General features: G+C 74.3%; 13 protein-coding genes. 9 read left to right on the top strand and 4 right to left on the bottom strand.

All coding sequences use genetic code 11. The features are described 5' to 3' along the window. The first annotated feature begins 82 nt into the window (after positions 1-82). The 5 genes from SMD11_RS06635 (at position 83) to SMD11_RS36230 (ending at position 5,400) form a co-directional block, all read left to right on the top strand. Positions 83-925, top strand: coding sequence for a nitrilase-related carbon-nitrogen hydrolase (locus SMD11_RS06635; protein WP_087925547.1), 843 nt, complete (start codon positions 83-85; stop codon positions 923-925). Then, positions 922-2,271, top strand: coding sequence for an aspartate aminotransferase family protein (locus tag SMD11_RS06630; protein ID WP_087925546.1), 1,350 nt, complete (start codon positions 922-924; stop codon positions 2,269-2,271). Before SMD11_RS06635 ends, SMD11_RS06630 begins: the two co-directional genes overlap by 4 nt. Then, on the top strand, positions 2,268-3,668 hold the full coding sequence (gene hydA / locus SMD11_RS06625) for a dihydropyrimidinase (protein ID WP_087925545.1): 1,401 nt from the start codon (positions 2,268-2,270) through the stop codon (positions 3,666-3,668). Before SMD11_RS06630 ends, hydA begins: the two co-directional genes overlap by 4 nt. A gap of 11 nt (positions 3,669-3,679) precedes the next feature. Continuing rightward, positions 3,680-4,687 carry a TIGR03842 family LLM class F420-dependent oxidoreductase gene (locus SMD11_RS06620; protein ID WP_087925544.1) on the top strand — a complete coding sequence of 336 codons (1,008 nt, stop codon included), beginning with the start codon at positions 3,680-3,682 and terminating at the stop codon, positions 4,685-4,687. Positions 4,688-4,863: 176 nt separating this feature from the next. Next, complete coding sequence (locus SMD11_RS36230; RefSeq protein WP_234365926.1) at positions 4,864-5,400, top strand: MerR family transcriptional regulator; 537 nt, start codon at positions 4,864-4,866, stop codon at positions 5,398-5,400. On the opposite strand, the gene SMD11_RS06610 is transcribed toward SMD11_RS36230, so the two are convergent. Beyond that, on the bottom strand, positions 5,318-6,373 hold the full coding sequence (locus SMD11_RS06610; protein WP_087925543.1) for a lipoate--protein ligase family protein: 1,056 nt from the start codon (positions 6,371-6,373) through the stop codon (positions 5,318-5,320). The genes SMD11_RS36230 and SMD11_RS06610 overlap by 83 nt on opposite strands. A 263-nt stretch (positions 6,374-6,636) precedes the next feature. Between SMD11_RS06610 and SMD11_RS06605 the strand changes: the two genes are divergently transcribed. The 4 genes from SMD11_RS06605 (at position 6,637) to SMD11_RS06590 (ending at position 11,353) form a co-directional block, all read left to right on the top strand. Continuing rightward, a complete protein-coding gene (locus SMD11_RS06605) occupies positions 6,637-7,146 on the top strand; it encodes a DUF3761 domain-containing protein (RefSeq protein ID WP_087925542.1) in 510 nt (169 codons plus the stop codon). Between the two features lie 5 nt (positions 7,147-7,151). Next, positions 7,152-8,957 (top strand): gamma-glutamyltransferase family protein, encoded by a 1,806-nt coding sequence (locus SMD11_RS06600; protein ID WP_087925541.1) that lies wholly within the window; start codon positions 7,152-7,154, stop codon positions 8,955-8,957. 120 nt (positions 8,958-9,077) lie between these two features. Continuing rightward, complete coding sequence (locus SMD11_RS06595) at positions 9,078-9,905, top strand: inositol monophosphatase family protein (protein ID WP_087925540.1); 828 nt, start codon at positions 9,078-9,080, stop codon at positions 9,903-9,905. A 38-nt stretch (positions 9,906-9,943) separates the two neighbouring features. After that, positions 9,944-11,353: a phytoene desaturase family protein gene (locus tag SMD11_RS06590; protein ID WP_087930321.1), complete on the top strand. Its 1,410-nt coding sequence runs from the start codon at positions 9,944-9,946 to the stop codon at positions 11,351-11,353. Positions 11,354-11,573: 220 nt separating this feature from the next. Here the strand turns inward: SMD11_RS06590 and SMD11_RS06585 are convergent, their stop codons facing one another. From SMD11_RS06585 to SMD11_RS06575, 3 genes are all read right to left on the bottom strand, one after another. Beyond that, positions 11,574-12,164: a dihydrofolate reductase family protein gene (locus SMD11_RS06585; protein WP_087925539.1), complete on the bottom strand. Its 591-nt coding sequence runs from the start codon at positions 12,162-12,164 to the stop codon at positions 11,574-11,576. 101 nt (positions 12,165-12,265) lie between these two features. Next, positions 12,266-12,895 carry a Clp protease N-terminal domain-containing protein gene (locus tag SMD11_RS35345; protein WP_159395247.1) on the bottom strand — a complete coding sequence of 210 codons (630 nt, stop codon included), beginning with the start codon at positions 12,893-12,895 and terminating at the stop codon, positions 12,266-12,268. 33 nt (positions 12,896-12,928) lie between these two features. Further along, positions 12,929-13,153: a hypothetical protein gene (locus SMD11_RS06575; RefSeq protein WP_087925537.1), complete on the bottom strand. Its 225-nt coding sequence runs from the start codon at positions 13,151-13,153 to the stop codon at positions 12,929-12,931. Positions 13,154-13,423 lie beyond the last annotated feature (270 nt).

Here is a 13,423-nt window from a genome sequence, read left to right as displayed (position 1 = left end):
CGGCGTGCCGGGTCATACGGTCGCAACCACACGTGGATCTACGCGTGTCAGCCTGGCTGACGCCCCGGCGAAGGAGCAGCTCATGGCCAATGTCGTTCGCGCCGCACTGGTTCAGGCGACCTGGACGGGTGACACCGAGTCGATGATCGCCAAGCATGAGGAGCACGCCCGCGCGGCCGCCGCGCAGGGCGCGAAGGTGATCGGCTTCCAGGAAGTCTTCAACGCCCCCTACTTCTGCCAGGTGCAGGAGAGCGAGCACTACCGCTGGGCCGAGCCCGTCCCCGACGGCCCCACGGTCCGGCGGATGCGGGACCTGGCCCGCGAGACGGGCATGGTGATCGTCGTGCCCGTCTTCGAGGTCGAGGGCTCCGGTTTCTACTACAACACCGCCGCCGTCATCGACGCCGACGGCAGCTATCTCGGCAAGTACCGCAAGCACCACATCCCCCAGGTCAAGGGCTTCTGGGAGAAGTACTACTTCAAGCCGGGCAACCTCGGCTGGCCCGTCTTCGACACGGCCGTCGGCAAGGTCGGCGTCTACATCTGCTACGACCGCCACTTCCCCGAAGGCTGGCGCCAACTCGGCCTGAACGGCGCCCAGATCGTCTACAACCCCTCCGCCACCTCGCGCGGCCTCTCCGCCTACCTCTGGAAGCTGGAGCAGCCCGCGGCCGCCGTGGCCAACGAGTACTTCGTCGCCGCGATCAACCGCGTGGGCCAGGAGGAGTACGGCGACAACGACTTCTACGGCACGTCCTACTTCGTGGACCCGCGCGGGCAGTTCGTCGACGGCACCGCGAGCGACACCAAGGAGGAGTTGCTCGTCCGCGACCTGGACCTCGGCCTCATCGACGAGGTCCGGCAGCAGTGGGCGTTCTACCGCGACCGCAGGCCCGACGCGTACGAGGGGCTGGTCCGGCCATGAGCCCCGGGAGCGAGCCGCCACCGCCCGGCGGCGCCCCCGCGACGCACCTCCACGCCCGGCACCGTGCCGTCATGCCCGACTGGCTCGCCCTCTACTACCGCGAGCCCCTGGAGCTCACCCACGGCGAGGGCCGGCACGTCTGGGACTCCGCCGGCCGCCGCTACCTCGACTTCTTCGGCGGCATCCTCACCACCATGACCGCCCACGCCCTCCCCGAGGTCACCAAGGCCGTCACCGAGCAGGCCGCGCGCATCCTGCACACCTCCACCCTTTACCTCGACCGGCACATGGTGGAGTTCGCCGAGCGGATCGCCGCCCTCTCCGGCATCCCGGACGCCCGCGTCTTCTTCACCTCCTCCGGTACCGAGGCCACCGACGCCGCCCTGCTGCTCGCCACCGCCCACCGCCGCTCCAACCAGATCCTGGCGATGCGCAACAGCTACCACGGCCGCTCCTTCTCCGCGGTCGGCGTCACGGGCAACTCCGCCTGGTCGCCCACCAGCCTCTCCCCGCTCCAGACGCTCTACGTCCACGGCGCCGTCCGCACCCGCGGCCCGTACGCCGCCCTGAGCGACGCGGAGTTCACCGCGGCCTGCGTCGCCGACCTGGAGGACGTCCTCGGCCAGGCGCACGGCAACGTCGCCGCGCTCATCGCCGAACCCGTCCAGGGCGTCGGCGGGTTCACCTCCCCGCCCGACGGGCTCTACGCCGCCTTCCGCGAGGTCCTCGCGCGGCGCGGCATCCTCTGGATCTCCGACGAGGTGCAGACCGGCTGGGGCCGCACCGGCGACCACTTCTGGGGCTGGCAGGCCCACGCCGCGAGCGGCCCGCCCGACCTGCTCACCTTCGCCAAGGGCATCGGGAACGGCATGTCGATCGGCGGCGTCGTCGCCCGCGCCGAGGTGATGAACTCCCTGGGCGCCAACTCCATCTCCACCTTCGGCGGCAGCCCCGTCACCATGGCCGCCGGACTCGCCAACCTCACCCACCTCCTGGAGCACGACCTCCAGGGCAACGCCCGCCGCGTCGGCGGCCTCCTCATCGAGCGGCTCCGCGCCGTCGCCGCCGGCCTGCCCCTCGTCCGCGAGGTGCGCGGCCGGGGCCTGATGATCGGCGTCGAGCTGGCCGGCCCCGACGGCTCGCCCTCGCCCGAGGCCGCCGCCCTCACCCTCGAACACGCCCGTGAGGGCGGCCTGCTGATCGGCAAGGGCGGCCGCGAGGCCGGCACCCTGCGGATCGCCCCGCCGCTGTCCCTCACCGTCGCCGAGGCCGAGGAGGGCGCGGCCGTCCTCGAAACCGCCCTGCACCGCACGCACAGCGCCCTCGCCGGAGAGGAACGGGCATGACCACCACGGCCATTCGCGGCGGCCTCGTCGTCACCGCCACCGAGGAGATCCTGGCGGACGTCCTCGTCGAGGGCGAGCGGATCGCCGCCCTCGCCGCCCCCGACAGCGCCTGCGCCCAGGGCTGGATCCCCGACCGCACCCTCGACGCCACCGGGAAGTACGTCGTCCCCGGCGGCGTCGACGCCCACACCCACTTCGAGTTCCCCTTCGGCGGCACCGCCTCCTCCGACACCTTCGAGACGGGCACCCGCGCCGCCGCCTGGGGCGGCACCACCACCGTCGTCGACTTCGCGGTCCAGTCCCGCGGTTCCTCGCTGCGCGAGGGGCTCGACACCTGGCACGCCAAGGCCGAGGGCACCTGCGCCGTCGACTACGCCTTCCACATGATCCTCTCCGATGTGCGGGAGAGCTCGCTCAAGGAGATGGACCTGCTGGTGGGGGAGGGCGTCACCTCCTTCAAGCTGTTCATGGCCTACCCCGGCGTCTTCTACAGCGACGACGGGCAGATCCTGCGGGCCATGCAGCGCGCCGCCGGCAACGGCGGCCTGATCATGATGCACGCCGAGAACGGCATCGCCATCGACGTCCTCGTCGAACAGGCCCTGGCCGCCGGCCGCACCGACCCCCGCTACCACGGCGAGGTCCGCAAGGCCCTGCTGGAGGCGGAGGCCACCCACCGCGCCATCGCCCTGGCCCGCGTCGCCGGCAGCCCGCTCTACGTCGTGCACGTCTCGGCCGAGGAGGCCGTCGCCGAGCTGACCCGGGCCCGTGACAAGGGCCTCCCGGTCTTCGGCGAGACCTGCCCGCAGTACCTCTTCCTGTCCACCGACAATCTCGCCGAACCCGGCTTCGAGGGCGCGAAGTACGTCTGCTCCACGCCCCTGCGGCCCCGCGAGCACCAGGCCGCCCTCTGGCGGGCCCTGCGCACGGACGACCTCCAGGTCGTCTCCACCGACCACTGCCCCTTCTGCTTCTCCGGGCAGAAGGAGCTCGGCCGCGGCGACTTCTCGAAGATCCCCAACGGCCTGCCCGGCGTGGAGAACCGCATGGACCTCCTCCACCAGGCCGTCGTCGACGGCCACATCTCCCGCCGCCGCTGGATCGACATCGCCTGCACCGCCCCCGCCCGGATGTTCGGCCTCGCCCCGCGCAAGGGCACCCTCGCCCCCGGATCCGACGCCGACATCGTCATCTACGACCCGCACGCCCGGCAGACCCTCTCCGCCACGACCCACCACATGAACGTCGACTACTCGGCGTACGAGGGCAAGGAGATCACCGGCCGGGTCGAGACCGTCCTCTCCCGCGGCGAGACCGTCATCGACCGGCGCCGGTACACCGGCCGGGCCGGGCACGGCCGCTTCGTCCCCCGCGCCACCTGTCAGCACCTCGCGTAAGGAGCACCACCGTGGACTTCGGCCTCGTCCTCCAGACCGACCCGCCCGCCACCGCCGTGGTGGACCTGATGCGCCGAGCCGAGGGCGCCGGCTTCCGCTACGGCTGGACCTTCGACTCCGCCGTGCTCTGGCAGGAGCCCTTCGTCATCCACAGCCGGATCCTCGACCACACCGAGCGGCTCGTCGTCGGCCCCATGGTCACCAACCCCACCACGCGCACCCCCGAGGTCACCGCGTCCACCTTCGCCACGCTCAACGACATGTACGGCAACCGCACGGTGTGCGGCATCGGCCGCGGCGACTCGGCGATGCGGGTGGCCGGCCGCAAGCCCAACACCCTCGCCACCCTGCGCGAGGCCATGCGCGTCATCCGCGACCTCGCCGAGGGCCGCGAGGCCGACGTGGGCGGCACCACCCTCAAGCTGCCCTGGGTGAAGGACGGCAGGCTGCCCGTCTGGATGGCCGCCTACGGCCCCAAGGCGCTCGCCCTCGCCGGGCAGGAGGCCGACGGCTTCATCCTCCAGCTCGCCGACCCCTTCCTGACCGAATGGATGGTCAAGGCCGTCCGCACCGCCGCCGCCGAGGCGGGCCGCGACCCCGACGCCCTCACCATCTGCGTCGCCGCCCCCGCCTATGTGGGCGACGACCTCGACCACGCCCGTGACCAGTGCCGCTGGTTCGGCGGCATGGTCGGCAACCACGTCGCCGACCTCGTCCAGCGCTACGGCGCCCACTCCGGCCTGGTGCCGGAGGCCCTCACGGCCTACATCGAGCAGCGCCACGGCTACGACTACAGCCACCACGGCCGCGCCGGGAACCCCTCCACGGACTTCGTCCCCGACGAGATCGTCGACCGCTTCTGCCTGCTGGGCCCGGTGGCGGCCCACCGGGAGCGGCTGGAGGAACTGCGGGCGCTGGGCGTGGACCAGTTCGCGCTGTACGCGATGCACGACGCGAGGGAAGCGACGATCGACGCGTACGGGAAGGATGTGATCCCCGTGCTGGGCGGGGGAGCGTAGGAGGCCCGGACACCCCCGGGCGCGCCGGACGCCGAGGTCCGTGGGGACGAAGGCGTCGGGGTCGCCGAGGGCCCGCACGCGCCGGGCGGCCGGAAGCGCCGGCCTGTCCGGCGACCGGGAGGCCGGGCACGGACCCGGCTTGAACCTCACGTCGCGTCAGGACGCATCGTTGTCCCATGACCGCCCTCACCATGAAAGTAGGCCCGCTCGCCCAGGCCGGCGGCCTGACCGTGCGCACGCTCCACCACTGGGACACCATCGGTCTGCTCAGCCCGTCGCGGCGCACGGCGGGCGGGCACCGTGAGTACACCGAGGACGACCTCGTCCGCCTCTACCAGGTGCTGGCCCTGCGCGGCCTGGGGCTGGGCCTGGAGACCATCGCCGCCTGCCTCGACGCCGGGGTCGACCCGTCCCGCCTGATCCGCGACCACCTGGACGGCGTGGAGGCGTCCCTCGCCGCCCTCGCCGTGCCGCTCTGCTGCCTCCTGGCCGCGGCGGGCGCGGTTCCGTGGGATGTCCTCCTCGCCCTGCCGTTCGCGCTCGCGGCGCTCGCGGCCGTCACCTTCGTCCGGCTGTGGCCGGGGCGGGCGCGCCCCGGACGCGTGGCCGCCGCCGGGGACCGAGCGCCGGTCAGGGGACGCGGGCCGTCCACTCCTCCGAGGAGAACTTCGTCGCGGCCAGTTCCCGGGCCCGGGCCATCTCCTCGGGGGTGACCGAGCCCTCCGCCAGCCCGTAGCGGCCGCGGAAGGACTCGATCATCTTCTCGATGACCGCGGCGCGCGGCAGGCCCGTCTGCCGGCGGAGCGGGTCCACCCGCTTCTTGGCGCTCTTCGTGCCCTTGTCGGACAGCTTCTCCTTGCCGATGCGCAGCACGTCGAGCATCTTGTCCGCGTCGATGTCGTACGCCATCGTCACGTGGTGCAGCACCGCGCCGGCCGGGCCCACCAGCCGCTTCTGGGCCGCGCCCGCGATCTTCCCGGAGTCGGTGGCGATGTCGTTGAGCGGCTGGTACCACGCCTTGACGCCCATGCCCTCCAGCGCGCCCAGCACCCAGTCGTCCAGATAGGCGTAACTGTCGGCGAAGGACAGCCCCTGGACCAGGGAGTCGGGCACGCACAGGGAGTAGGTGATGGTGTTGCCGGGCTCCACGAACATGGCGCCGCCACCGCTGATCCGGCGGACCACCGTCATCCCGTGGCGCTCGGCGCCCTCCGGGTCCACCTCGTTGCGCAGCGACTGGAAGCTGCCGATGATGACGGCCGGGGCGCCCCACTCCCACACCCGCAGCGTCGGGGGCCGCCGCCCGGCCGCGACCTCGGCCGTCAGCACCTCGTCCAGGGCCATGTGCAGCGCGGGCGGCTGCGGCCCGTCGTGGATGAGCTGCCACTCGAAGTCGGTCCAGTCGGTGGCGTGCGCCAGCGCCCGGCGGACGGCGACGCCCACGGCCTCGGAGCTGAAGCCGAACATCACCGTGCCCTCCGGCAGGGCCGCGTCGATCCGCGCCGCGAGCTGCGGGGCGAGGGTGTCGGCGGGCGCGCCCTCCAGGGCGCGGTTGATGTCCAGGAGCGCCTCGTCCGGTTCGAGGAAGAAGTCCCCGGCCACCCGTACGTCGCGCAGCAGCCCGTCCTCGACCTCCAGGTCCACGACGACGAGCTTGCCGCCCGGAACTTTGTATTCGCCGTGCACGGCTGCGACCTCCCGCTGGTTCTCCGGCCGGCCACCCGGCCGACAGCGGAATCAACGGTAACTCCGTGGTTCCGGTCCCCCTCGCGGGTGGTCCGCGTACACTCTGTGCACCCCACAAGTATCACAGGCGTCACAAGCACCACAGGCTTCTTCGTTCCCCCCACTCCCGCGCCCCCGGCCCGCCGGGCGCCGGTTCACGACCGGGTGCGGAGCCATGCGCGGAATCGTTCCGCGCAGCCGCTGTTTCAGGGGGGAACCTGAACATGAACGCGTACACCTCGCGCAGGGTGAGACGGGCCGGCGCGGCCCTGGCCGTCGCGCTGACCCTGGGTTTCGGCGCCGTCGCCTGCGACGACGCCGACACGCCGGCCGGTGACAAGCCGTCGGCGTCCGTCTCCTCGGCCCCGGCCGAACCCTCCGGGTCACCCGAGCCCGAGCCCAGCCGGACGGAGTCGCCGTCCCCCTCGCCGACCAGCGCGTCACCCACCCCGGCCACGACGCCGGACGTGCCCGCCCCCGCCCCCAAGGCGGAGGTGCCCGCCTCCGACGGTGGCGTCAAGGGCTCCGGCTCCACGTCGGGCGGCGGTTCTTCCACGGGCGGCGGCTCGTCGTCCTCGGGCTCGACGTCGGCCGGCTCGTCCTCCACCGGCGGTTCCCACGCCGGCGCCTCGGCGGTCTGCAACGACGGCTCGTACTCCTACTCCGCGCACCGCAGGGGCACCTGCTCCCACCACGGCGGTGTTGCGCAGTGGCTGAAGGATCTGCCTTCCTAGACGCCATGTTCACGACACGGCCCACGCTCCAGGGCACCTTCGGCATGGTGGCCTCCACCCACTGGCTCGCCTCGCAGTCGGCCATGGCCGTCCTGGAGAGCGGCGGCAACGCCTTCGACGCCGCCGTGGCCGCGGGGTTCGTCCTGCACGTGGTCGAACCGCACATGAACGGACCCGCCGGCGAGGTGCCCGCGATCCTCGCACCCGCCGGCGGCCCGGTGCGGGTCCTGTGCGGCCAGGGACCCGCGCCCGCCGGGGCGAGCGTCGCGCACTACACCTCGCTCGGCCTCACCCTCGTCCCCGGCACCGGGCCCCTCGCCGCCGCCGTGCCGGGCGCCTTCGACGCCTGGCTGCTCCTGCTGCGCGACCACGGCACCCGGACGCTCGCGGACGTCCTCTCCTACGCCATCGGGTACGCCGAGCGCGGCCACGCACCCCTCCCCGACATCGGCGCGACCGTGCACACCGTGCGCGAGCTCTTCGCCACCGAGTGGCCGGACTCCGCCGCCCTGTACCTCCCCGACGGCCGCCCGCCCGCGCCCGGCAGGCTCTTCCGCAACCCCGCGCTCGCGGCCACCTGGCGGCGCCTGCTGGCCGAGGCCGACGCCGCCGGCGGCAGCCGCGAGAAACGCATCGACGCCGCCCGCCGCGTCTGGCGCGAGGGCTTCATCGCGGACGCCCTGCTGCGCGCCGCCGCCCGCCCCACCCTGGACACCTCCGGTGCCCGCCACACAGGCACCCTCACCGGCGACGACCTCGCGGGCTACCGGGCCGGTTACGAGGAGCCCGTCACCCACGACTGGGGCGGCTGGACCGTCTGCAAGCCCGGGCCCTGGTCCCAGGGCCCGGTCCTGCTCCAGCAGCTCGCCCTGCTCCCGGAGCGGCCCGGCGCCCTGGAGTACGGCACGCCCGGCTACCTCCACACCCTCATCGAGGGCGGCAAGCTCGCGATGGCCGACCGCGAGGCCTGGTACGGCGACGCCGCGCACGGGGACGCCGGCGTCCCGCTGCGCGCCCTGCTCTCGCCGGAGTACAACGCCGCGCGCCGCGCCCTGATCGGCGACACCGCCTCCCGCACCCTGCGCCCCGGCAGCCCCGGCGGCCGTACGCCCCGGCTGCCCCGCTACGTCACCGTCGCCGCGACGGACCCGGCGACCCCCACCGGCCTGGGCGCGGGAGAGCCCACCGTCACCACCGACGGCGCCACCCGTGGCGACACCTGCCACCTCGACGTCGTCGACCGCTGGGGCAACATGATCTCCGCGACGCCCAGCGGCGGCTGGCTCCAGTCCAACCCCGTCGTCCCCGAGCTCGGCTTCCCCCTCGGCACCCGCCTCCAGATGGCCTGGCTGGAGGAGGGGCTGCCCAACTCGCTCACCCCCGGCCGCCGGCCGCGCACCACCCTCACCCCGTCCCTGGCCCTGCGCGACGGAGAGCCCGTGCTCGCCTTCGGCACCCCGGGCGGCGACCAGCAGGACCAGTGGCAGCTGCACTTCTTCCTCGCCGCCGCCCTGCGCCCGCCCGTGCGCGGCGGCCTCGACCTCCAGGGCGCCATCGACGCGCCCAACTGGCACCAGGAGTCCTTCCCCAGCTCCTTCCACCCGCGTGCCATGCGGCCCGGTGCCGTGACGGTCGAGGCCCGGGTCGGCGAGGCGGCCGTCGCGGAGCTGCGGCGCAGAGGACACGACGTGACCGTGGGACCGTCGTGGTCGGAGGGACGGCTGTGTGCGGTGGCGCGCGACCCCGGCACCGGCGTCCTGTCGGCCGCCGCCAACCCCCGGGGGATGCAGGGCTACGCGGTGGGGCGCTGACGGGAACCCTGAGGGTCCCGAGAGGGCCGGGCGGCGCGCGGGGCGAGCCGTTCACCTCCGGGACACGGTGAGGCCACCGCCGCGCCCCCGATTGTCGGTGGGGCGTGGTTCGATGGACGTATGATCGATGAATTTCTCGCAGGTGGACTGAACGACGTCGAGGAGGCGGTCCGCAAGGCGGCCGCCGCCGAGATCGTGCCGCGTTTCCGGCAGCTCGCCGCGCACGAGATCGTCGAGAAGAACGGCCCGCACGACCTGGTGACCGTCGCCGACCGGCTCGCCGAGGAGCACCTCACGGCCTCCCTCACGACGCTCCTGCCCGGCTCGGTGGTGGTGGGCGAGGAGGCCGTGCACGCCGATCCGGGCGTGCTCGACGCCCTGCGCGGCGACGACCCGGTCTGGATCGTCGACCCGGTCGACGGCACCCGGCAGTTCGTCCACGGCGACCCCGGCTTCGCGACCCTGGTCTGCCTGGCCCACCGCGGCGAGCTCCTCGCCTCCTGGACGTACGCCCCCGCCCTGGACCTGATGGCGACGGCCCGCCGGGGCGGCGGCGCCTGGCTGGGCGGCGAGCGGCTGCGCTCCGGCTCGCCCGAGCCCGGCGCGCCGCTGGAAGTGGCGATATCGCACTACGACTTCACCGACGACGAGCAGAAGCGCGTCCTGGGCGCCCTGAGCACCGAAGGCATCGCCCCGCGCCCCTGCGGCTCCGCCGGCCTGGAGTACCTGAACGTGGCCCGCGGCACCCTCGCGGGACTCGCCTTCTCGTGGGAGAACGCCTGGGACCACGCCGCCGGGCTGCTGCTCGTCGCCGAGGCGGGCGGGGCGAGCGCCACGGTCGCGGGCGAGCCGTTCCGGATCGCCGGGGGCAACGCCCTGCCCTTCGCGGCCGCCCGGGACGAGCTGACGCTCCGGCATATCCTGGGGCTGCTGGCGTCCGCCGGCTGACCCCGCCAGGGACGAGGGGAGTGCGTCCGGTGCCCACCATGCTCGACGCGGTCGTCGTAGGCGCCGGACCGAACGGTCTGACCGCCGCAGTGGAACTGGCCCGCCGTGGTCTGTCCGTCGAGGTGTTCGAGGCCGCGGCGGCGGTCGGCGGCGGGGCACGGACCGAGGAGCTCACGCTCCCCGGCTTCCGCCACGACCCGTGCTCCGCCGTGCACCCGCTCGGCGCCGGCTCGCCCGCCTTCACGGGGATGCCCCTGGCCCGCCACGGCCTGCGCTGGCTGCACCCCGGGCTGCCCATGGCCCACCCCTTCCCCGACGGGACGGCCGCGGTCCTCGCCCGGGGCGTGGGGGAGACGGCGCTCTCCCTCGGCCCGCGCGACGCCGGGGCGTACCGCCGCCTGGTCGCGCCCTTCCACGGCCGCTGGGAGACGGTGGCGACCGACTTCCTGCGCCCGGCCTGGGCGGGCCTGCCGGCCGACCCCGTGCTGTACGCCCGCTTCGGGCTGTCCGCCGCCCAGCCCGCGGCCCTGCTCACCCGCCGCTTCCGCGACCCCAAGGCGCGCGCGATGTTCGCGGGCCTCGCCGCGCACGGCATCGGGCCGCTCACCGGCATCGGCACCGGCGGCATGGCCCTGCTCTTCGCGCTCGCCGCGCACGCGGGCGGCTGGCCGGTGCCGCGCGGCGGGGCGCAGGCGGTGGCCGACGCCCTCGCCTCGTACCTGCGCGAGGAGGGCGGCACCGTCCACACCTGCTTCGAGGTCAAGCGCCTGGACGACCTGCCGCCCGCCCGCGCCTACGTCTTCGACACCTCGCCCACGGCCCTCGCCCGGATCGCCGGGCTCGGCGACGCCTACCGCCGCTTCCGCTACGGCCCCAGCGTCTTCAAGATCGATTACGCGCTGAGCGGGCCCGTGCCGTGGACCTCGGAGCAGGCCCGCCGGGCCGGCACGGTGCACGTCGGCCCGACGTACGAGGAGATCGACGCGTCCCTCGGCGCCGCCCTGCGCGGCCGCGACCCCGAGGTCCCCTTCCTCATCACCGCGCAGCCCAGCCTCGTCGACCCCAGCCGCGCGCCGGAGGGCAAGCACACCTTCTGGGTCTACGGCCATGTGCCGCACGGCTGGGAGGGCGACGCCACCGAGGTGATCGAGCGTCAGATCGAGCGCTTCGCCCCCGGTTTCCGCGACCTGGTCCTGGCCCGCGCCACGGCGGGGCCGCCGGAGCTGGCGGCCCGCAACGCGAACTATGTGGGCGGGGACATCAACACGGGCTCGACGGCGGGGCTGCGGCTGGTGATCCGGCCCCGGTTGGCGCGGGTGCCGTACGCGACGGCGCATCCGGCGGTGTTCCTGTGCTCTTCGGCCACGCCGCCGGGGCCGGGGGTGCACGGGATGTGTGGGCGGCATGCTGCTCGGGCGGTCTGGCGGTGGTTGTGCCGGGGGCAGTGAGGTGCGGGGTGCGCCTGCGGCGGGCCTTTTCCCCTACCCGCCCCTTCCCGTAACCGGGGGCTTCGCCCCCAGGCCCCCTTTTCCGCGCTGACGCGCGGTGTCCTCAAACGCCGGACGGGCTGAAGTCAGGACCGGGGTCCGGGGCGGAGCCCCGGTTACGGGAAGGGGCGGGGTGGGGAAAAGGCCCGCCGCAGGCGCACCCGCACCCCACCACGCCCCGCTACCGCCGCACCCGGTACCGGCACACATTCACACCCGCCCCACTCGTCACCACAGACACCAGCTCCAGCCCCCGCAACCCCCCGTCCCCCGGAAAGACCGACTTCCCCCCGCCCAGCAACACCGGCATCACCACCAGCCGCAGCTCGTCCACCAGCCCCTCCACCAGCAGCGTCCGCACCAGCATCGCGCTGCCCATGACCAGCAGGTCGGCCCCGGCGTCCGCGCGCAGTCCGCGGATCCGGGCGACCGCCTCGTCGCCCGGGACGCGCGTCGTGTGGTCCCACGTCAGCTCGGCGTCGCTGAGGGTCCGGGAGACGACGTACTTCGGGAGGGCGTTCATCCGGTCGGCGAACGGGTCGCCGGCCCGCTCGGGCCACGCGGCCGCCATCGTCTGCCAGGTGCGGCGGCCGAACAGCAGCGCGCCGGCCCTGGACAGCGCGTCGTCGAACGCGCCGCCCACCACCTCCGGATCGAAGAACGGGTGCGACCAGCCGCCGTGGGCGAAGCCCCCGTCGGTGTCCTCGCCGGGGCCGCCCGGCGCCTGCACGACGCCGTCCAGGCTCATGAACTCGCTGACGACGACGCGCACGGGACCGCTCCTCCGCCTCGCTCCGGAACGGGGGCCGCCCCGGAGTCACCACGCCCCACGAGCGCGATCCTCCACGAGCGGTTCCCCTCCCGCAACGGGCCTTAGGCCACCTGCCCCAGGTCGGCGAGGATCGCCGCGCGGACCGGCTCGATGTCCGTCCCCACCCGCTGGAGGGTCCGCGAGAGCAGTTCGTCCCCGGGGGTGAGGAGGCCCAGCGCGACGTGCGCGAGCGTGATGCGGTCGTCGACCTGCTCCAGCATCACCTTGGAGGCGCTGTCCAGCGCCCGCTGGCCGTGCGGGGTGAAGGGGAGGTGGGCGTCGGGCGCGAGGCCCGGGACCACGACCGACGCGGTCACGGGGCCGGGCGCCTGCTGCGCGGCGGCCTTGCGGCGCCCGAACGGCAGCCACCGGCGCGCCGGCTCCGGGGCGGCGGCCGGGGCGGTGGCCTGAGCGGGGGCGGCGGCCGCGTGGGTCCGCAGGAAGTGCTCGCGCACGGCGGCCAGGTCGATGCCGGCGCCGGTCAGGGACTCCCGGTCCTCCTCGGCCAGCCCGAGGCCCCCGTCCGCGGCGGCGAGCACCGCCGGCCGGTACGCCTCGTACGTGACGCCGAGCCGTGCCAGGGCGAGGAGCGGAGCCTCCTTCTCCGCGACCAGCCCGAGCATCAGGTGCTCGCTGCCGATCCACGGGTGCCCCAGCTCGCGGGCCTCCTGCTGCGCCCGGATTATCGTCATCCGCGCGTTCAGGGTGAACCGTTCGAACATTCCCTACCTCCTGGAGTGCTTCTTGTGGGCGGCCTGCCTGCTGACGCCGAGCGCGGCCCCGATCTCTTCCCAGGACCAGCCCTGCCGCCGGGCACTGTCGACCTGGAGCACCTCCAGGCGCTCCACCAGCCGCCGCAGTGCGGCGACGGCGCGGAGCCCGACGCGGGGATCGCTGTTCATGGCGGCCTCGGTGGTGGCGACCGCGTCGTTCGCATCCGTTCCGGCCATGGCGTCAACCTAGGGTGACGGCGAGGCGGGTGTCAATCTGGATTGACGAGGCGGGTGGCGGAATCCGTGGCCGCCGGAGGTGCGTGTCGGAATTCCGCGAGCCAGGAGCGCCCGAACGGCCGATCCTGGAGTCATGTCAGCCACGTCAGCGGCGCCCGCCACGCCCGGAGCCGCCCGCAGGCCCGGTCCCGGAGCCGCGCCCGCCGCTTCCGGCCGTGCCCCTGGGTCCCGTCCCGGCGCCGTGCCCGCCGCACCGGCGGCGACCCGCGC

The sequence above is a fragment of the Streptomyces albireticuli genome, from assembly GCF_002192455.1.
Lineage (GTDB): Bacteria > Actinomycetota > Actinomycetes > Streptomycetales > Streptomycetaceae > Streptomyces > Streptomyces albireticuli_B.
Note: the sequence above shows the minus strand (reverse complement) of the source record. Positions and strands in the feature narration are given on the sequence as shown.